Raw genomic sequence first — 19,910 nt, forward strand, 5'->3', positions numbered from 1 at the left:
GTATTTGTGGTATAAAGCGCGCCGGACTTCCGATCCATTTCGTATACACAGACTGGACGGAAGCGACAATCTCACTTTGTGTAACAACACACACGTATCGGCACATATTCCGGGGTGCCCTTTGGGGTCGGTAATATGGGATACGTGGAGGCATAACCCCAACTTTTATATAGAGGTTTTAATCATGGCAACTGTTTCCATGCGCGACATGCTCAAGGCTGGTGTTCACTTCGGTCACCAGACCCGTTACTGGAACCCGAAAATGAAGCCGTTCATCTTCGGTGCGCGTAACAAAGTTCACATCATCAACCTTGAGAAAACTGTACCGATGTTCAACGAAGCTCTGGCTGAACTGAACAAGATTGCTTCTCGTAAAGGTAAAATCCTTTTCGTTGGTACTAAACGCGCTGCAAGCGAAGCGGTGAAAGACGCTGCTCTGAGCTGCGACCAGTTCTTCGTGAACCATCGCTGGCTGGGCGGTATGCTGACTAACTGGAAAACCGTTCGTCAGTCCATCAAACGTCTGAAAGACCTGGAAACTCAGTCTCAGGACGGTACTTTCGACAAGCTGACCAAGAAAGAAGCGCTGATGCGCACTCGTGAGCTGGAGAAACTGGAAAACAGCCTGGGCGGTATCAAAGACATGGGCGGTCTGCCGGACGCTCTGTTCGTAATCGATGCTGACCACGAACACATTGCTATCAAAGAAGCAAACAACCTGGGTATCCCGGTATTTGCTATCGTTGATACCAACTCTGATCCGGACGGTGTTGACTTCGTTATCCCGGGTAACGACGACGCAATCCGTGCTGTGACCCTGTACCTGGGCGCTGTTGCTGCAACCGTACGTGAAGGCCGTTCTCAGGATCTGGCTTCCCAGGCGGAAGAAAGCTTCGTAGAAGCTGAGTAATAAGGCTTGATAACTCCCCCAAAATAGTTCGAGTTGCAGAAAGGCGGCAAGCTCGAGAATTCCCGGGAGCTTACATCAGTAAGTGACCGAGATGAGCGAGCGAAGGCAAAGCACCTGCGGCGCGAAATATGAAGGGGGAGAGCCCTTATAGACCAGGTAGTACACGTTTGGTTAGGGGGCCTGCATATGGCCCCCTTTTTCACTTTTATATCTGTGCGGTTTAATGCCGGGCAGATCACATCTCCGAGGATTTTAGAATGGCTGAAATTACCGCATCCCTGGTAAAAGAGCTGCGTGAGCGTACTGGCGCAGGCATGATGGATTGCAAAAAAGCACTGACTGAAGCTAACGGCGACATCGAGCTGGCAATCGAAAACATGCGTAAGTCCGGTGCTATCAAAGCAGCGAAAAAAGCAGGCAACGTTGCTGCTGACGGCGTGATCAAAACCAAAATCGACGGCAACTACGGCATCATTCTGGAAGTTAACTGCCAGACTGACTTCGTAGCGAAAGACGCTGGTTTCCAGGCGTTCGCAGACAAAGTTCTGGACGCAGCTGTAGCTGGCAAAATCACTGACGTTGAAGTTCTGAAAGCACAGTTCGAAGAAGAGCGTGTTGCACTGGTAGCGAAAATCGGTGAAAACATCAACATTCGCCGCGTTGCTGCGCTGGAAGGCGACGTTCTGGGTTCTTATCAGCACGGTGCGCGTATCGGCGTTCTGGTTGCTGCTAAAGGCGCTGACGAAGAGCTGGTTAAACACATCGCTATGCACGTTGCTGCAAGCAAACCAGAATTCATCAAACCAGAAGACGTATCCGCTGAAGTGGTAGAGAAAGAATACCAGGTACAGCTGGACATCGCGATGCAGTCTGGTAAGCCGAAAGAAATCGCAGAGAAAATGGTTGAAGGCCGCATGAAGAAATTCACCGGCGAAGTTTCTCTGACCGGCCAGCCGTTCGTTATGGAACCGGCAAAAACTGTTGGTCAGCTGCTGAAAGAGCATAACGCTGAAGTGACTGGCTTCATCCGCTTCGAAGTAGGTGAAGGCATCGAGAAAGTTGAGACTGACTTTGCAGCAGAAGTTGCTGCGATGTCCAAGCAGTCTTAATTATCGAAAAGGAGCCGCCTGAGGGCGGCTTCTTTTTACGCCCATCTTGTAAATTCAGCTAACCCTTATGGGGCGGCGCTGAAAAGCGACGTACAATGTCGCTGGTATTAATTCATTTCAATCGTTGACAGTCTCAGGAAAGAAACATGGCTACCAATGCAAAACCCGTCTATAAACGCATTCTGCTTAAGTTGAGTGGCGAAGCTCTGCAGGGCACGGAAGGCTTCGGTATTGATGCAAGCATACTGGATCGCATGGCTCAGGAAATCAAAGAGCTGGTTGAACTGGGTATTCAGGTTGGTGTGGTGATTGGTGGGGGTAACCTGTTCCGTGGCGCTGGTCTGGCGAAAGCGGGTATGAACCGCGTTGTGGGCGACCACATGGGGATGCTGGCTACCGTAATGAATGGTCTGGCAATGCGTGATGCACTGCACCGCGCCTATGTGAACGCTCGTCTGATGTCCGCTATTCCGTTGAATGGCGTGTGCGACAGTTACAGCTGGGCAGAAGCTATCAGCCTGTTGCGCAACAACCGTGTGGTTATTCTCTCCGCTGGTACGGGCAACCCGTTCTTTACCACCGACTCCGCAGCGTGCCTGCGTGGTATCGAAATTGAAGCTGATGTGGTGCTGAAAGCGACCAAAGTTGATGGTGTGTTTACCGCTGACCCAGCGAAAGATCCAACTGCAACTATGTATGAGCAGCTGACTTACAGCGAAGTGCTGGAAAAAGAACTGAAAGTCATGGACCTGGCGGCCTTTACGCTGGCTCGTGACCACAAATTACCGATTCGTGTTTTCAACATGAACAAACCGGGTGCGCTGCGCCGTGTGGTAATGGGTGAAAAAGAAGGAACATTAATCACGGAATAATTCCCGTGATGGATAAATAAGGGTAAGATTCCGCATAAGTATCGCGGGGGCGTAAGTCTGGTTATGAGGCGTTATTGTTGTAGGCAGTCTGGTCACGGCCAGCGCGCAGCAACCGGAGCGTACAAAAGTACGTGAGGATTGCGAGCACTGCCCGGGGCCAAAATGGCAAATAAAATAGCCTAATAATCCAGACGATTACCCGTAATATGTTTAATCAGGGCTATACTTAGCACACTTCCACTGTGTGTGACTGTCTGGTCTGACTGAGACAAGTTTTCAAGGATTCGTAACGTGATTAGCGATATCAGAAAAGATGCTGAAGTACGCATGGACAAATGCGTTGAGGCGTTCAAAACCCAAATCAGCAAAATACGCACGGGTCGTGCTTCTCCCAGCCTGCTGGATGGCATTGTCGTGGAATATTACGGCACGCCAACGCCGCTGCGTCAGCTGGCAAGCGTAACGGTAGAAGATTCCCGTACTCTGAAAATCAACGTGTTTGATCGTTCAATGTCTCCGGCCGTTGAAAAAGCGATTATGGCGTCCGATCTCGGCCTGAACCCGAACTCTGCGGGTAGCGACATTCGTGTTCCGCTGCCGCCGCTGACGGAAGAACGTCGTAAAGATCTGACCAAAATCGTTCGTGGTGAAGCAGAACAAGCGCGTGTTGCAGTACGTAACGTGCGTCGTGACGCGAACGACAAAGTGAAAGCACTGTTGAAAGATAAAGAGATCAGCGAAGACGACGATCGCCGTTCTCAGGACGATGTACAGAAACTGACTGATGCTGCAATCAAGAAAATTGAAGCGGCGCTGGCAGACAAAGAAGCAGAACTGATGCAGTTCTGATTTCTTGAACGACAAAAAACGCCGCTCAGTAGATCCTTGCGGATCGGCTGGCGGCGTTTTGCTTTTTATTCTGTCTCAACTCTGGATGTTTCATGAAGCAACTCACCATTCTGGGCTCGACCGGCTCGATTGGTTGCAGCACGCTGGACGTGGTGCGCCATAATCCCGAACACTTCCGCGTAGTTGCGCTGGTGGCAGGCAAAAATGTCACTCGCATGGTAGAACAGTGCCTGGAGTTCTCTCCGCGCTATGCTGTTATGGACGATGAAGCGAGTGCGAAACTTCTTAAAACGATGCTACAGCAACAGGGTAGCCGCACCGAAGTCTTAAGTGGTCAGCAGGCAGCTTGTGATATGGCAGCGCTTGAAGATGTTGATCAGGTGATGGCGGCGATTGTCGGCGCTGCTGGCTTGTTACCTACTCTTGCCGCGATACGCGCCGGTAAAACCATCCTGCTGGCAAACAAAGAATCACTGGTCACCTGCGGACGTCTGTTTATGGACGCAGTAAAGCAGAGTAAAGCACAGTTATTACCGGTCGATAGCGAACACAACGCCATTTTTCAGAGTTTACCGCAACCTATCCAGCATAATCTGGGATACGCTGACCTTGAGCAAAATGGCGTGGTGTCCATTTTACTTACCGGGTCTGGTGGCCCGTTCCGTGAGACGCCCTTGCTCGATTTGGCAACAATGACGCCCGATCAAGCATGCCGTCATCCGAACTGGTCGATGGGACGTAAAATTTCCGTCGATTCGGCTACCATGATGAACAAAGGTCTGGAATACATTGAAGCGCGCTGGTTGTTTAACGCCAGCGCCAGCCAGATGGAAGTGCTGATTCACCCGCAGTCAGTGATTCACTCGATGGTGCGTTATCAGGACGGCAGCGTTCTGGCGCAACTGGGCGAACCCGACATGCGTACGCCAATTGCCCACACCATGGCATGGCCGAATCGTGTGAACTCTGGCGTGAAGCCGCTCGATTTTTGCAAACTGAGCGCGTTGACATTTGCCGCACCGGATTATGATCGCTATCCATGCCTGAAACTGGCGATGGATGCGTTCGAACAAGGCCAGGCAGCGACGACCGCATTGAATGCCGCAAACGAAATCACCGTTGCAGCCTTTCTTGCGCAACAAATTCGCTTTACGGATATCGCCGCGTTGAATTTATCCGTGCTGGAAAAAATGGATATGCGCGAACCACAATGTGTGGACGATGTGTTGTCTGTCGATGCCAGTGCGCGAGAGGTCGCCAGAAAAGAGGTGATGCGTCTCGCAAGCTGAGGATAATCCGGCTACAGAGAGTCGTGCTATTTGTTAGCGTAGGGCTTCAGTGATATAGTCTGCGCCATCTGATCGTAAGTAGTTGGCTTTATAAGGTCAGATATGCCGTGGTTTTACACGGCTTTTTTTTGTATAGGCTTCAGTATTCCTGAGTACCGTAAACCCTGTCAGGGAATAAAAAACGCGTGATGTTGTCTGCTACTCAACCACTTAGCGAAAAATTGCCAGCGCATGGCTGTCGCCATGTTGCGATCATTATGGACGGCAATGGTCGCTGGGCAAAAAAGCAAGGGAAGATTCGTGCCTTTGGGCATAAAGCCGGGGCAAAATCCGTCCGCCGGGCTGTCTCTTTTGCGGCCAACAACGGTATTGAGGCGTTAACGCTGTATGCCTTTAGTAGTGAAAACTGGAACCGACCAGCGCAGGAAGTCAGTGCGTTAATGGAACTGTTTGTGTGGGCGCTTGATAGCGAAGTAAAAAGTCTGCACCGACATAACGTGCGTCTGCGTATTATTGGCGATACCAGTCGCTTTAACTCGCGTTTGCAAGAACGTATTCGTAAATCTGAAGCGTTAACTGCCGGGAATACCGGTCTGACGCTGAATATTGCGGCGAACTACGGTGGACGTTGGGATATTGCCCAGGGAGTCAGGCAACTGGCTGAAAAGGTGCAGCAAGGAAACCTGCAACCGGATCAGATAGATGAAGAGATGCTTAACCAGCATGTCTGTATGCATGAACTGGCCCCTGTAGATTTAGTTATTAGGACTGGGGGGGAGCATCGCATTAGTAACTTTTTGCTTTGGCAAATTGCCTATGCCGAACTTTACTTTACAGATGTTCTTTGGCCCGATTTCGATGAACAAGACTTTGAAGGGGCGTTAAATGCCTTTGCTAATCGTGAGCGTCGTTTCGGCGGCACCGAGCCCGGTGATGAAACAGCCTGATGGGGGTCGCTTTTGCTGAAGTATCGCCTGATATCTGCTTTTGTTTTAATACCCGTAGTCATCGCGGCGCTGTTTTTGTTGCCGCCGGTGGGGTTCGCCATTGTTACGCTGGTAGTTTGTATGCTGGCGGCGTGGGAATGGGGACAGCTTAGCGGTTTTACTACTCGCTCGCAGCGGGTATGGCTGGCGGTGCTGTGCGGGTTATTGCTGGCGCTGATGCTTTTTCTATTGCCGGAATATCATCGGAATATTCATCAACCACTGGTTGAAGTCTCACTTTGGGCTTCACTTGGTTGGTGGGTTGTTGCGTTATTATTAGTGCTATTTTACCCCGGTTCGGCGGCAATCTGGCGCAACTCTAAAACGTTACGCATTATTTTCGGTGTATTAACCATTGTACCTTTCTTTTGGGGCATGCTGACGTTACGTGCGTGGCACTATGACGAGAATCATTACAGTGGCGCGATATGGCTGCTCTATGTCATGATCCTGGTCTGGGGAGCTGACTCAGGGGCATATATGTTTGGCAAATTATTTGGCAAACATAAGCTGGCACCGAAGGTTTCTCCGGGTAAAACCTGGCAAGGTTTTATTGGCGGACTCGCGACCGCAGCAGTAATCTCATGGGGTTACAGTATGTGGGCGAATCTCGACGTCGCACCCGTCACCTTACTCATTTGCTCCATTGTCGCAGCGTTAGCCTCTGTGCTCGGCGACTTAACTGAGAGCATGTTTAAGCGCGAAGCAGGAATTAAGGACAGCGGTCATTTAATTCCAGGACACGGCGGTATTTTAGATCGTATTGATAGCCTGACGGCTGCGGTGCCGGTCTTTGCTTGCCTGTTGTTGCTGGTATTCAGGACGCTTTAACGGAAGGTATTATGCTGAGTTTTCTCTGGGATTTGGCTTCGTTCATCGTTGCACTGGGTGTGCTTATCACCGTGCATGAATTTGGTCATTTCTGGGTTGCCCGGCGCTGTGGTGTTCGCGTTGAGCGTTTCTCAATAGGTTTTGGTAAGGCGCTCTGGCGCCGCACCGACAAACTCGGCACCGAATATGTCATCGCCCTGATCCCCCTGGGCGGTTATGTCAAAATGCTGGATGAACGCGCAGAACCGGTTGTTCCGGAACTTCGTCACCATGCCTTCAACAATAAAACTGTTGGCCAGCGTGCAGCGATAATCGCCGCAGGTCCGGTTGCAAACTTCATTTTTGCTATCTTTGCTTACTGGCTGGTTTTTATCATTGGTGTTCCCGGCGTTCGCCCGGTTGTTGGTGAAATATCAGCCAACTCGATTGCTGCACAAGCACAAATTGTACCTGGCACGGAACTAAAAGCTGTAGATGGTATCGAAACGCCTGATTGGGATGCCGTGCGCTTACAACTGGTTGACAAAATCGGCGACGAAAGTACCACCCTTACGGTGGCACCTTTTGGCAGCGATCAACGACGAGATGTAAAGCTTGATTTGCGAAACTGGGCGTTTGAGCCTGATAAGGAAGATCCGGTATCTTCTTTGGGTATTCGCCCTCGTGGGCCGCAAATTGAACCTGTACTGGAAAATGTGTCACCAAACTCAGCGGCAAGTAAGGCGGGTTTGCAAGCGGGCGACAGGATCGTTAAAGTCGATGGTCAGCCATTAACGCAATGGCTGACGTTTGTGATGCTTGTCCGGGATAACCCGGATAAACCGCTAGCGTTAGATATCGAAAGGCAGGGGAGTCCCTTGTCTTTGACATTAATCCCGGAGAGCAAACCGGGTAAGGGTAAAGCGATTGGTTTTGCCGGCATTGAGCCGAAAGTCATTCCTTTGCCAGACGAGTATAAAGTTGTACGCCAGTATGGGCCGTTCAACGCCATCGTTGAGGCCACGGACAAAACGTGGCAATTGATGAAGCTGACGGTCAGTATGCTGGGAAAATTGATCACCGGTGATGTGAAACTGAACAACCTCAGTGGGCCGATCTCTATCGCCAAGGGGGCTGGGATGACAGCGGAACTCGGGGTTGTTTATTACCTGCCGTTCCTTGCGCTTATTAGCGTGAACTTAGGGATAATTAACCTGTTTCCGTTGCCCGTACTTGACGGGGGGCATCTGCTGTTCCTTGCGATCGAAAAGATCAAGGGCGGACCGGTATCCGAGCGGGTTCAAGACTTTTGTTATCGCATTGGCTCGATTCTGCTGGTGCTGTTAATGGGGCTTGCACTTTTCAATGATTTCTCTCGGTTATGAGAGTTAGTTAGGAAGAACGCATAATAACGATGGCGATGAAAAAGTTGCTCATAGCGTCGCTGCTGTTTAGCAGCGCCACCGTATACGGTGCTGAAGAGTTCGTAGTGAAAGACATTCATTTCGAAGGCCTTCAGCGTGTCGCCGTTGGTGCGGCCCTCCTCAGTATGCCGGTGCGCACAGGCGACACGGTTAATGATGAAGATATCAGTAATACCATTCGCGCTCTGTTTGCTACCGGCAACTTTGAGGATGTTCGCGTCCTTCGTGATGGTGATACCCTTCTGGTTCAGGTAAAAGAACGTCCGACCATTGCCAGCATTACTTTCTCCGGTAATAAATCGGTGAAAGATGACATGCTGAAGCAAAACCTCGAGGCTTCTGGCGTGCGTGTGGGCGAATCTCTCGATCGCACCACCATTGCCGATATCGAGAAAGGTCTGGAAGACTTCTACTACAGCGTCGGTAAATACAGCGCCAGCGTAAAAGCTGTCGTGACCCCACTGCCGCGTAACCGTGTTGACCTAAAACTGGTGTTCCAGGAAGGTGTGTCAGCTGAAATCCAGCAAATCAACATTGTTGGTAACCATGCTTTCACCACCGACGAACTGATCTCTCATTTCCAGCTGCGTGACGAAGTGCCGTGGTGGAACGTGGTAGGCGATCGTAAATATCAGAAACAGAAACTGGCGGGCGACCTTGAAACCCTGCGCAGTTACTATCTGGATCGCGGTTATGCCCGTTTCAACATCGACTCTACCCAGGTCAGTCTGACTCCAGATAAAAAAGGTATCTACGTCACGGTAAACATCACCGAAGGCGATCAGTACAAACTCTCTGGCGTTGAAGTGAGCGGTAACCTTGCCGGGCACTCTGCGGAAATTGAACAGTTGACTAAGATCGAGCCAGGTGAGCTGTATAACGGCACCAAAGTGACCAAAATGGAAGATGACATTAAAAAACTTCTCGGTCGCTACGGTTATGCCTATCCGCGCGTGCAGTCGATGCCTGAAATCAACGACGCCGACAAAACCGTTAAATTACGTGTGAACGTTGATGCGGGTAACCGTTTCTATGTACGTAAGATCCGTTTTGAAGGTAACGACACCTCGAAAGATGCAGTCCTGCGCCGTGAAATGCGTCAGATGGAAGGTGCATGGCTGGGGAGCGATCTGGTCGATCAGGGTAAAGAACGCCTGAATCGTCTGGGCTTCTTTGAAACGGTTGATACCGATACCCAACGTGTTCCGGGTAGCCCGGACCAGGTTGATGTGGTCTACAAGGTGAAAGAGCGCAACACCGGTAGCTTCAACTTTGGTATTGGTTACGGTACTGAAAGTGGTGTGAGCTTCCAGGCTGGCGTGCAGCAGGATAACTGGTTAGGTACCGGTTATGCTGTTGGTATCAACGGTACCAAAAACGATTACCAGACTTATGCTGAATTGTCGGTAACCAACCCGTACTTCACTGTAGATGGTGTAAGCCTTGGCGGTCGTGTCTTCTATAATGACTTCCAGGCAGATGACGCCGACCTGTCCGACTATACCAACAAGAGTTATGGTACAGACGTAACGTTGGGCTTCCCGATCAACGAATATAACTCGCTGCGTGCAGGTCTGGGTTATGTCCATAACTCCCTGTCCAACATGCAGCCGCAGGTTGCGATGTGGCGTTATCTCTACTCTATGGGTGAACATCCAAACACCTCTGATCAGGATAACAGCTTCAAAACGGACGACTTCACGTTCAACTATGGTTGGACCTATAACAAGCTCGACCGTGGTTACTTCCCGACGGATGGTTCCCGTGTCAACCTGACCGGTAAAGTGACCATTCCGGGATCGGATAACGAATACTATAAAGTGACGTTAGACACGGCGACCTATGTGCCGATCGACGACGATCACAAATGGGTTGTTCTGGGTCGTACTCGTTGGGGCTATGGCGATGGTTTAGGCGGCAAAGAAATGCCGTTCTATGAAAACTTCTATGCCGGTGGTTCCAGCACTGTGCGTGGCTTCCAGTCCAATACCATCGGTCCGAAAGCGGTTTACTTCCCGCATCAGGCCAGTGATTATGATCCGGACTACGATTATGAATGTGCAACTCAGGATGGTGCTACCGACCTGTGTAAATCGGATGATGCTATCGGGGGTAACGCTATGGCGGTTGCCAGCCTGGAATTAATCACCCCGACGCCGTTCATTAGCGACAAGTATGCCAACTCGGTCCGTACCTCCTTCTTCTGGGATATGGGTACCGTTTGGGATACTAACTGGGATTCAAGTCAGTACTCTGGATATCCGGACTATAGTGATCCAAGCAATATCCGTATGTCTGCGGGTATCGCATTACAATGGATGTCCCCATTGGGGCCGTTGGTGTTCTCCTACGCCCAGCCGTTCAAAAAGTACGATGGAGACAAGGCAGAACAGTTCCAGTTTAACATTGGTAAAACCTGGTAAGTGTTCTCCACAAAGGAATGTAGTGGTAGTGTAGCGATGACTTTAGGCGATCTCGATAAGATCGCCGGGCCACGCAAAGAACTGCACCTTCCGGTGCAAATGGGATGGTAAGGAGTTTATTGTGAAAAAGTGGTTATTAGCAGCAGGTTTGGGTTTAGCACTGGCAACTTCTGCTCAGGCGGCTGACAAAATTGCAATCGTCAATATGGGCAGCCTGTTTCAGCAGGTAGCACAGAAAACCGGTGTTTCTAACACGCTGGAAAATGAGTTCAAAGGCCGTGCCAGCGAACTGCAGCGTATGGAAACCGATCTGCAAGCTAAAATGAAAAAGCTGCAGTCCATGAAAGCCGGCAGCGATCGCACTAAGCTGGAAAAAGACGTGATGGCTCAGCGCCAGACTTTTGCTCAGAAAGCGCAGGCTTTTGAGCAGGATCGCGCACGTCGTTCCAACGAAGAACGCGGTAAACTGGTTACTCGTATCCAGACTGCTGTGAAATCCGTTGCCAACAGCCAGGATATCGATCTGGTTGTTGATGCAAACGCCGTTGCTTACAACAGCAGCGATGTAAAAGACATCACTGCCGACGTACTGAAACAGGTTAAATAAGTAATGCCTTCAATTCGACTGGCTGATTTAGCGCAGCAGTTGGATGCAGAACTACACGGTGATGGCGATATCGTCATCACCGGCGTTGCGTCCATGCAATCTGCACAAACAGGTCACATTACGTTCATGGTTAACCCAAAATACCGTGAGCATTTAGGCTTGTGCCAGGCGTCCGCGGTTGTCATGACCCAGGACGATCTTCCTTTCGCGAAAAGTGCCGCGCTGGTAGTGAAGAATCCCTACCTGACTTACGCGCGCATGGCGCAAATTTTAGATACCACGCCGCAGCCCGCGCAGAACATTGCACCCAGTGCGGTGATCGACGCGACGGCGAAGCTGGGTAACAACGTATCGATTGGCGCTAACGCGGTGATTGAGTCCGGCGTTGAACTGGGCGATAACGTGATTATCGGTGCCGGTTGCTTCGTAGGTAAAAACAGCAAAATCGGTGCAGGTTCGCGTCTTTGGGCGAACGTAACCATTTACCATGAGATCCAGATCGGTCAGAATTGCCTGATCCAGTCCGGAACAGTGGTAGGCGCAGACGGCTTTGGTTATGCCAACGATCGTGGTAACTGGGTGAAGATCCCACAGATTGGTCGCGTAATTATTGGCGATCGCGTGGAGATCGGTGCCTGCACAACCATCGATCGCGGCGCGCTGGATGACACGGTTATTGGCAATGGCGTGATCATTGATAACCAGTGCCAGATTGCACATAACGTCGTGATTGGCGACAATACGGCGGTTGCCGGTGGCGTCATTATGGCGGGCAGCCTGAAAATTGGTCGTTACTGCATGATCGGCGGAGCCAGCGTAATCAACGGGCATATGGAAATATGCGACAAAGTGACGGTTACGGGCATGGGTATGGTGATGCGTCCCATCACTGAACCAGGCGTCTATTCCTCAGGCATTCCGCTGCAACCCAACAAAGTCTGGCGCAAAACCGCTGCACTGGTGATGAACATTGATGACATGAGCAAGCGTCTGAAATCGCTTGAGCGCAAGGTTAATCAACAAGACTAACGTTCCATCTTTTGTTCGCCAAACTTTACGGCCTGTCTCATTCTTACGATTGCGGCAGGCCGTGTTATTATTGTCGTTTCTTATATTTTGACAGGAAGAGTATCTTGACTACTAACACTCATACTCTGCAGATTGAAGAGATTTTAGAACTTCTGCCGCACCGTTTCCCGTTCTTACTGGTGGATCGCGTGCTGGATTTTGAAGAAGGTCGTTTTCTGCGCGCAGTAAAAAATGTCTCTGTCAATGAGCCATTCTTCCAGGGCCATTTCCCTGGAAAACCGATTTTCCCGGGTGTGCTGATTCTGGAAGCTATGGCACAGGCAACAGGTATTCTGGCGTTTAAAAGCGTAGGAAAACTGGAACCGGGTGAGCTGTACTATTTCGCTGGTATTGACGAAGCGCGCTTCAAGCGCCCGGTCGTGCCTGGCGATCAAATGATCATGGAAGTCACTTTCGAAAAAACGCGCCGCGGCCTGACCCGTTTTAAAGGGGTTGCTCTGGTCGACGGTAAAGTAGTTTGCGAAGCAACGATGATGTGTGCTCGTAGCCGGGAGGCCTGATACGTGATTGATAAATCCGCCTTTGTGCATCCAACCGCCATTGTGGAAGAGGGCGCGTCAATTGGCGCCAACGCCCACATTGGTCCTTTTTGTATCGTTGGACCCCATGTCGAAATTGGTGAGGGTACCGTACTGAAATCTCACGTTGTCGTGAATGGTCATACTAAAATTGGCCGCGATAATGAGATTTATCAGTTCGCCACCATCGGCGAAGTTAACCAGGATCTGAAATATGCTGGCGAACCGACCCGTGTGGAAATCGGCGATCGTAACCGCATTCGCGAAAGCGTCACCATTCATCGTGGCACAGTCCAGGGCGGTGGATTGACGAAGGTGGGCAGCGACAACTTACTGATGATCAACGCGCACATTGCGCACGATTGTACGGTAGGTAACCGCTGTATTCTCGCCAACAACGCAACGCTGGCGGGTCACGTATCGGTTGACGACTTCGCGATCATCGGCGGCATGACCGCAGTCCATCAGTTCTGCATCATTGGTGCGCATGTGATGGTTGGCGGCTGCTCCGGTGTGGCGCAGGACGTCCCTCCTTATGTCATTGCGCAGGGTAACCACGCAACGCCGTTCGGTGTCAATATCGAAGGGCTGAAGCGCCGCGGATTTAGCCGCGAGGCGATTACCGCTATCCGCAATGCGTATAAGCTAATTTATCGTAGCGGTAAAACGCTCGATGAAGTGAAACCGGAAATTGCTGAACTGGCGGAAACGTATCCGGAAGTGAAAGCTTTTACCGATTTCTTTGCACGCTCAACGCGCGGTCTGATTCGTTAATGACTGAACAGCGTCCATTAACGATTGCCCTGGTCGCCGGAGAAACCTCCGGCGATATCCTGGGGGCCGGTTTAATCCGCGCTCTGAAAGAACGTGTGCCCAACGCCCGCTTTGTTGGCGTTGCCGGGCCACGAATGCAGGCTGAAGGCTGCGAAGCCTGGTACGAAATGGAAGAGTTGGCGGTGATGGGCATTGTTGAAGTGCTCGGTCGTCTGCGTCGCTTACTGCATATTCGTGCCGATCTGACAAAGCGTTTTGGTGAACTAAAGCCAGATGTTTTTGTTGGCATTGATGCGCCTGACTTCAATATTACCCTCGAAGGTAGCCTTAAAAAGCAGGGTATCAAAACCATTCATTATGTCAGTCCGTCCGTCTGGGCGTGGCGACAGAAACGCGTTTTCAAAATAGGCAGAGCCACCGATCTGGTGCTCGCATTTCTGCCTTTCGAAAAAGCGTTTTATGACAAATATAATGTGCCGTGCCGTTTTATCGGTCACACGATGGCTGATGCCATGCCGTTAGATCCAGATAAAAACGCCGCCCGTGATGTGCTGGGTATCCCTCACGATGCCCACTGTCTGGCGTTGCTGCCTGGCAGCCGTGGGGCGGAAGTGGAGATGCTTAGCGCCGATTTCCTGAAAACGGGCCAGCTTTTGCGCCAGCGGTACCCCGATCTGGAGATCGTGGTACCGCTGGTAAATGCCAAACGCCGTGAGCAGTTTGAGCGTATCAAAGCGGAAGTTGCGCCAGATCTTTCGGTTCATCTGCTGGATGGGATGGGCCGTGAGGCGATGGTTGCCAGCGATGCGGCGCTACTGGCGTCGGGTACGGCAGCACTGGAGTGCATGCTGGCGAAATGCCCGATGGTGGTGGGGTATCGCATGAAGCCTTTCACCTTCTGGCTGGCGAAGCGGCTGGTGAAAACCGATTATGTCTCTCTGCCAAACCTGCTGGCGGGCAGAGAGTTAGTCAAAGAGCTATTGCAGGAAGAGTGTGAGCCGCAAAAACTGGCTGAGGCGCTGTTACCGCTGTTGGCGAACGGGAAAACCAGCCACGCGATGCACGATACCTTCCGCGAACTGCATCAGCAGATCCGCTGCAATGCCGATGAGCAGGCGGCACAAGCCGTTCTGGAGTTAGCACAATGATCGAATTTGTCTATCCGCACACAAACCTGGTTGCGGGTGTGGATGAAGTTGGGCGCGGGCCATTGGTTGGCGCGGTCGTTACCGCTGCCGTGATCCTCGACCCGGCGCGTCCGATAGTTGGGCTGAATGATTCCAAAAAGCTAAGTGAAAAACGCCGTCTGGAGCTCTGTGAAGAGATCAAAGAGAAGGCATTAAGCTGGAGTCTGGGCCGCGCGGAACCTCATGAAATCGATGAGCTGAATATTTTACACGCGACTATGCTGGCTATGCAGCGTGCCGTTGCAGGGCTGCATATTGCGCCGGAATATGTGTTGGTTGATGGTAACCGCTGTCCGAAATTACCGATGCCATCGATGGCAGTGGTGAAAGGCGATAGCCGCGTACCGGAAATCAGTGCCGCGTCTATCCTGGCGAAAGTGACGCGTGACGCTGAAATGGCCGCGCTGGATATTGTTTTCCCGCAATATGGTTTTGCCCAACACAAAGGGTATCCAACCGCTTTTCATCTGGAAAAACTGGCTGAACACGGCGCGACCGAACATCATCGGCGCAGCTTTGGGCCAGTCAAACGCGCACTGGGACTTGCGTCCTGATTCTTGTGTCGAGATTAAGTAAACCGGAATCTGAAGATGTCTGAACCACGTTTCGTACACCTGCGGGTGCACAGCGACTACTCGATGATCGATGGCCTGGCCAAAACCGCGCCGCTGGTAAAAAAGGCGGCGGCGTTGGGTATGCCAGCACTGGCGATCACCGATTTCACCAACCTTTGCGGTCTGGTGAAGTTCTACGGAGCGGGACATGGCGCAGGGATTAAGCCTATCGTCGGGGCAGATTTTAACGTCCAGTGCGACCTGCTGGGTGATGAGTTAACCCACCTGACGGTACTGGCTGCGAACAATACCGGCTATCAGAATCTGACGTTGCTGATCTCAAAAGCGTATCAGCGCGGGTACGGTGCCGCCGGGCCGATCATCGATCGCGACTGGCTTATCGAATTAAACGAAGGGTTGATCCTTCTTTCCGGCGGGCGCATGGGCGACGTCGGACGCAGTCTTTTGCGTGGTAACAGCGCGCTGGTAGATGAGTGTGTCGCGTTTTATGAAGAACACTTCCCGGATCGCTATTTTCTCGAGCTGATCCGCACCGGCAGGCCGGATGAAGAAAGCTATCTGCACGCGGCGGTGGAACTGGCGGAAGCGCGCGGTTTGCCCGTCGTGGCGACTAACGATGTGCGCTTTATCGACAGCAGCGACTTTGACGCACACGAAATCCGCGTCGCGATCCACGACGGCTTTACCCTCGACGATCCTAAACGCCCGCGTAACTATTCGCCGCAGCAATATATGCGTAGCGAAGAGGAGATGTGCGAGCTGTTTGCCGACATCCCAGAAGCCCTTGCCAACACCGTTGAGATCGCCAAACGCTGTAACGTAACTGTGCGTCTTGGTGAATACTTCCTGCCGCAGTTCCCGACCGGGGACATGAGCACCGAAGATTATCTGGTCAAGCGTGCAAAAGAGGGCCTGGAAGAGCGTCTGGCCTTTTTATTCCCTGATGAGGAAGAACGTGTTAAGCGCCGCCCGGAATATGACGAACGTCTGGAGACTGAACTTCAGGTTATCAACCAGATGGGCTTCCCGGGCTACTTCCTCATCGTTATGGAATTTATCCAGTGGTCGAAAGATAACGGCGTACCGGTAGGGCCAGGCCGTGGCTCCGGTGCGGGTTCACTGGTGGCCTACGCGCTGAAAATCACCGACCTCGATCCGCTGGAATTTGACCTGCTGTTCGAACGTTTCCTTAACCCGGAACGTGTCTCCATGCCTGACTTCGACGTTGACTTCTGTATGGAGAAACGCGATCAGGTTATCGAACACGTAGCGGACATGTACGGTCGTGATGCGGTATCGCAGATTATCACCTTCGGTACGATGGCGGCGAAAGCGGTGATCCGCGACGTAGGCCGCGTGCTGGGGCATCCGTACGGCTTTGTCGATCGTATCTCGAAACTGATCCCGCCCGATCCGGGGATGACGCTGGCGAAAGCGTTTGAAGCCGAGCCGCAGCTGCCGGAAATCTACGAAGCTGATGAAGAAGTTAAAGCGCTGATTGACATGGCGCGCAAGCTGGAAGGGGTCACCCGTAACGCCGGTAAGCACGCCGGTGGGGTGGTTATCGCGCCGACCAAAATTACCGATTTTGCGCCGCTTTATTGCGATGAAGAGGGCAAACATCCGGTCACCCAGTTTGATAAAAGCGACGTTGAATACGCCGGACTGGTGAAGTTCGACTTCCTTGGTTTGCGTACGCTCACCATCATCAACTGGGCACTGGAGATGATCAACAAGCGGCGGGCGAAGAATGGCGAGCCGCCGCTGGATATCGCCGCGATCCCGCTGGATGACAAGAAAAGCTTCGACATGCTGCAACGCTCGGAAACCACGGCGGTATTCCAGCTTGAATCGCGCGGCATGAAGGACCTGATCAAGCGTCTGCAACCTGACTGCTTCGAAGATATGATCGCACTGGTGGCACTGTTCCGCCCTGGTCCGTTGCAGTCAGGGATGGTGGATAACTTTATCGACCGTAAACATGGTCGCGAAGAGATCTCCTATCCGGACGTACAGTGGCAGCATGAAAGCCTGAAACCGGTACTGGAGCCAACCTACGGCATCATCCTGTATCAGGAACAGGTCATGCAGATTGCCCAGGTGCTTTCTGGTTATACCCTCGGTGGCGCGGATATGCTGCGTCGTGCGATGGGTAAGAAAAAGCCGGAAGAGATGGCGAAGCAGCGTTCTGTATTTGCTGAAGGTGCAGAAAAGAACGGGATCAACGCCGAACTGGCGATGAAAATCTTCGACCTGGTGGAGAAATTCGCGGGTTACGGATTTAACAAATCGCACTCTGCGGCCTATGCTTTGGTGTCATATCAAACGTTATGGCTGAAAGCGCATTATCCGGCAGAGTTTATGGCGGCGGTAATGACCGCTGATATGGACAACACCGAGAAGGTGGTGGGCCTGGTGGATGAGTGCTGGCGGATGGGACTGAAAATCCTGCCACCAGATATAAACTCCGGTCTTTACCATTTCCACGTCAACGACGACGGCGAAATCGTGTATGGTATTGGCGCGATCAAAGGGGTAGGTGAAGGTCCGATTGAGGCGATCATCGAAGCCCGTAATAAAGGCGGCTACTTCCGCGAACTGTTTGATCTCTGCGCCCGTACCGACACCAAAAAGTTAAACCGGCGAGTGCTGGAAAAACTGATCATGTCCGGGGCGTTTGACCGTCTTGGGCCACACCGCGCGGCGCTGATGAACTCGCTGGGCGATGCGTTAAAAGCGGCAGATCAACACGCGAAAGCGGAAGCCATCGGTCAGGCTGATATGTTCGGCGTGCTGGCCGAAGAGCCGGAACAAATTGAACAATCCTACGCCAGCTGCCAACCGTGGCCGGAGCAGGTGGTGTTAGATGGGGAACGTGAAACGTTAGGTCTGTACCTGACGGGACACCCTATCAACCAGTATTTAAAAGAGATTGAGCGTTATGTCGGAGGCGTAAGGCTGAAAGACATGCACCCGACAGAACGTGGTAAAGTCACCACGGCTGCGGGGCTCGTTGTTGCCGCGCGGGTTATGGTCACCAAGCGCGGCAATCGTATCGGTATCTGCACGCTGGATGACCGTTCCGGGCGCCTGGAAGTGATGTTGTTTACTGACGCCCTGGATAAATACCAGCAATTGCTGGAAAAAGACCGCATACTTATCGTCAGCGGACAGGTCAGCTTTGATGACTTCAGCGGTGGGCTTAAAATGACCGCTCGCGAAGTGATGGATATTGACGAAGCCCGGGAAAAATATGCTCGCGGGCTTGCTATCTCGCTGACGGACAGGCAAATTGATGACCAGCTTTTAAACCGACTCCGTCAGTCTCTGGAACCCCACCGCTCTGGGACAATTCCAGTACATCTCTACTATCAGAGGGCGGATGCACGCGCGCGGTTGCGTTTTGGCGCGACGTGGCGTGTCTCTCCGAGCGATCGTTTATTAAACGATCTCCGTGGCCTCATTGGTTCGGAGCAGGTGGAACTGGAGTTTGACTAATACAGGAATACTATGAGTCTGAATTTCCTTGATTTTGAACAGCCGATTGCAGAGCTGGAAGCGAAAATCGATTCTCTGACTGCGGTTAGCCGTCAGGACGAGAAACTGGATATTAACATCGATGAAGAAGTGCATCGTCTGCGTGAAAAAAGCGTAGAACTGACACGTAAAATCTTCGCCGATCTCGGCGCATGGCAGATTGCCCAACTGGCACGCCATCCACAGCGCCCTTATACCCTGGATTACGTTCGCCTGGCATTTGATGAATTTGACGAACTGGCTGGTGATCGTGCGTATGCAGATGACAAAGCTATCGTCGGTGGTATCGCCCGTCTTGACGGTCGTCCGGTGATGATCATTGGTCATCAAAAAGGTCGTGAAACCAAAGAAAAAATTCGCCGTAACTTTGGTATGCCAGCACCAGAAGGTTACCGCAAAGCTCTGCGCCTGATGCAAATGGCTGAACGCTTTAAGATGCCAATCATCACCTTTATCGACACTCCTGGAGCTTATCCGGGCGTGGGCGCAGAAGAGCGCGGTCAGTCTGAAGCCATCGCGCGCAACCTGCGTGAAATGTCTCGCCTTAGTGTACCGACTATTTGTACCGTTATCGGTGAAGGTGGTTCTGGCGGCGCGCTGGCCATTGGCGTGGGCGATAAAGTGAATATGTTGCAGTACAGCACCTATTCCGTTATCTCGCCGGAAGGTTGTGCGTCCATTCTGTGGAAGAGCGCCGATAAAGCGCCGCTGGCGGCTGAAGCGATGGGTATCATTGCTCCGCGCCTGAAAGAACTGAAACTGATTGACTCCATTATCCCGGAACCGCTGGGTGGCGCTCACCGTAACCCGGAAGCGATGGCTGCGTCTCTGAAAGCACAGCTGCTGGCGGATCTGGCCGATCTTGACGTGTTAAGCCCTGAAGATTTAAAAAATCGTCGTTATCAGCGCCTGATGAGCTACGGTTACGCGTAATCAGCAAATGTTCTGAAA

General features: G+C 51.9%; 17 protein-coding genes. All 17 read left to right on the top strand.

Annotation, left to right across the window (positions count from 1 at the left end; genetic code table 11):
* Window positions 1-184: 184 nt before the first annotated feature.
* The 17 genes from rpsB (at window position 185) to accA (ending at window position 19,892) form a co-directional block, all read left to right on the top strand.
* Window positions 185-910 (top strand): 30S ribosomal protein S2, encoded by a 726-nt coding sequence (rpsB, locus tag D9742_RS03215; RefSeq protein ID WP_000246882.1) that lies wholly within the window; start codon window positions 185-187, stop codon window positions 908-910.
* 257 nt (window positions 911-1,167) lie between these two features.
* A complete protein-coding gene (tsf, locus tag D9742_RS03220) occupies window positions 1,168-2,019 on the top strand; it encodes a translation elongation factor Ts (protein ID WP_000818112.1) in 852 nt (283 codons plus the stop codon).
* A gap of 146 nt (window positions 2,020-2,165) precedes the next feature.
* Window positions 2,166-2,891 carry a UMP kinase gene (gene pyrH, locus D9742_RS03225; protein WP_000224573.1) on the top strand — a complete coding sequence of 242 codons (726 nt, stop codon included), beginning with the start codon at window positions 2,166-2,168 and terminating at the stop codon, window positions 2,889-2,891.
* Between the two features lie 291 nt (window positions 2,892-3,182).
* Window positions 3,183-3,740, top strand: a complete 558-nt coding sequence (gene frr / locus D9742_RS03230) for a ribosome recycling factor (RefSeq protein WP_000622418.1) — start codon at window positions 3,183-3,185, stop codon at window positions 3,738-3,740.
* A gap of 92 nt (window positions 3,741-3,832) precedes the next feature.
* Window positions 3,833-5,029: a 1-deoxy-D-xylulose-5-phosphate reductoisomerase gene (ispC, locus tag D9742_RS03235; RefSeq protein WP_130235965.1), complete on the top strand. Its 1,197-nt coding sequence runs from the start codon at window positions 3,833-3,835 to the stop codon at window positions 5,027-5,029.
* 188 nt (window positions 5,030-5,217) lie between these two features.
* Window positions 5,218-5,976, top strand: a complete 759-nt coding sequence (gene ispU, locus D9742_RS03240) for a (2E,6E)-farnesyl-diphosphate-specific ditrans,polycis-undecaprenyl-diphosphate synthase (RefSeq protein WP_112014149.1) — start codon at window positions 5,218-5,220, stop codon at window positions 5,974-5,976.
* 12 nt (window positions 5,977-5,988) lie between these two features.
* Window positions 5,989-6,846, top strand: a complete 858-nt coding sequence (gene cdsA, locus D9742_RS03245) for a phosphatidate cytidylyltransferase (protein ID WP_130235966.1) — start codon at window positions 5,989-5,991, stop codon at window positions 6,844-6,846.
* Between the two features lie 11 nt (window positions 6,847-6,857).
* Window positions 6,858-8,210, top strand: a complete 1,353-nt coding sequence (gene rseP / locus D9742_RS03250; protein WP_130217326.1) for a sigma E protease regulator RseP — start codon at window positions 6,858-6,860, stop codon at window positions 8,208-8,210.
* A 29-nt stretch (window positions 8,211-8,239) separates the two neighbouring features.
* Window positions 8,240-10,672, top strand: coding sequence for an outer membrane protein assembly factor BamA (gene bamA / locus D9742_RS03255; protein WP_130235967.1), 2,433 nt, complete (start codon window positions 8,240-8,242; stop codon window positions 10,670-10,672).
* A gap of 121 nt (window positions 10,673-10,793) precedes the next feature.
* Window positions 10,794-11,279, top strand: coding sequence for a molecular chaperone Skp (gene skp / locus D9742_RS03260; protein WP_000758956.1), 486 nt, complete (start codon window positions 10,794-10,796; stop codon window positions 11,277-11,279).
* Window positions 11,280-11,282: 3 nt separating this feature from the next.
* Window positions 11,283-12,308, top strand: a complete 1,026-nt coding sequence (gene lpxD / locus D9742_RS03265) for a UDP-3-O-(3-hydroxymyristoyl)glucosamine N-acyltransferase (protein ID WP_001139282.1) — start codon at window positions 11,283-11,285, stop codon at window positions 12,306-12,308.
* A 104-nt stretch (window positions 12,309-12,412) separates the two neighbouring features.
* Window positions 12,413-12,868 (top strand): 3-hydroxyacyl-ACP dehydratase FabZ, encoded by a 456-nt coding sequence (gene fabZ / locus D9742_RS03270; RefSeq protein WP_000210739.1) that lies wholly within the window; start codon window positions 12,413-12,415, stop codon window positions 12,866-12,868.
* 3 nt (window positions 12,869-12,871) lie between these two features.
* The gene (gene lpxA / locus D9742_RS03275) at window positions 12,872-13,660 is read left to right on the top strand and encodes an acyl-ACP--UDP-N-acetylglucosamine O-acyltransferase (RefSeq protein WP_130076121.1); all 789 of its coding nucleotides are present in this window, start codon (window positions 12,872-12,874) and stop codon (window positions 13,658-13,660) included.
* Window positions 13,660-14,808: a lipid-A-disaccharide synthase gene (gene lpxB / locus D9742_RS03280; RefSeq protein WP_130235968.1), complete on the top strand. Its 1,149-nt coding sequence runs from the start codon at window positions 13,660-13,662 to the stop codon at window positions 14,806-14,808. Before lpxA ends, lpxB begins: the two co-directional genes overlap by 1 nt.
* Entirely contained in the window at window positions 14,805-15,401 is a 597-nt protein-coding gene (gene rnhB, locus D9742_RS03285) for a ribonuclease HII (protein WP_130235969.1), read from the top strand. Before lpxB ends, rnhB begins: the two co-directional genes overlap by 4 nt.
* Window positions 15,402-15,437: 36 nt before the next feature.
* Window positions 15,438-18,920, top strand: a complete 3,483-nt coding sequence (gene dnaE / locus D9742_RS03290; protein WP_130205034.1) for a DNA polymerase III subunit alpha — start codon at window positions 15,438-15,440, stop codon at window positions 18,918-18,920.
* Window positions 18,921-18,932: 12 nt separating this feature from the next.
* Window positions 18,933-19,892 (top strand): acetyl-CoA carboxylase carboxyl transferase subunit alpha, encoded by a 960-nt coding sequence (gene accA, locus D9742_RS03295; RefSeq protein WP_064524979.1) that lies wholly within the window; start codon window positions 18,933-18,935, stop codon window positions 19,890-19,892.
* The last annotated feature ends 18 nt before the right edge of the window (window positions 19,893-19,910 follow it).

Origin of the sequence: Escherichia sp. E1V33, from assembly GCF_004211955.1 — a bacterium.
In the GTDB taxonomy this organism is placed as follows: domain Bacteria; phylum Pseudomonadota; class Gammaproteobacteria; order Enterobacterales; family Enterobacteriaceae; genus Escherichia.

Excerpts from the sequence above, each read along its gene's own strand:
- rpsB (WP_000246882.1), top strand. The coding sequence starts at position 185 with ATGGCAACTGTTTCCATGCGCGACATGCTCAAGGCTGGTGTTCACTTC.
- tsf (WP_000818112.1), top strand. The coding sequence starts at position 1,168 with ATGGCTGAAATTACCGCATCCCTGGTAAAAGAGCTGCGTGAGCGTACT.
- pyrH (WP_000224573.1), top strand. The coding sequence starts at position 2,166 with ATGGCTACCAATGCAAAACCCGTCTATAAACGCATTCTGCTTAAGTTG.
- ispC (WP_130235965.1), top strand. The coding sequence starts at position 3,833 with ATGAAGCAACTCACCATTCTGGGCTCGACCGGCTCGATTGGTTGCAGC.
- ispU (WP_112014149.1), top strand. The coding sequence starts at position 5,218 with ATGTTGTCTGCTACTCAACCACTTAGCGAAAAATTGCCAGCGCATGGC.
- rseP (WP_130217326.1), top strand. The coding sequence starts at position 6,858 with ATGCTGAGTTTTCTCTGGGATTTGGCTTCGTTCATCGTTGCACTGGGT.
- bamA (WP_130235967.1), top strand. The coding sequence starts at position 8,240 with ATGGCGATGAAAAAGTTGCTCATAGCGTCGCTGCTGTTTAGCAGCGCC.
- lpxD (WP_001139282.1), top strand. The coding sequence starts at position 11,283 with ATGCCTTCAATTCGACTGGCTGATTTAGCGCAGCAGTTGGATGCAGAA.
- lpxB (WP_130235968.1), top strand. The coding sequence starts at position 13,660 with ATGACTGAACAGCGTCCATTAACGATTGCCCTGGTCGCCGGAGAAACC.
- rnhB (WP_130235969.1), top strand. The coding sequence starts at position 14,805 with ATGATCGAATTTGTCTATCCGCACACAAACCTGGTTGCGGGTGTGGAT.
- dnaE (WP_130205034.1), top strand. The coding sequence starts at position 15,438 with ATGTCTGAACCACGTTTCGTACACCTGCGGGTGCACAGCGACTACTCG.
- accA (WP_064524979.1), top strand. The coding sequence starts at position 18,933 with ATGAGTCTGAATTTCCTTGATTTTGAACAGCCGATTGCAGAGCTGGAA.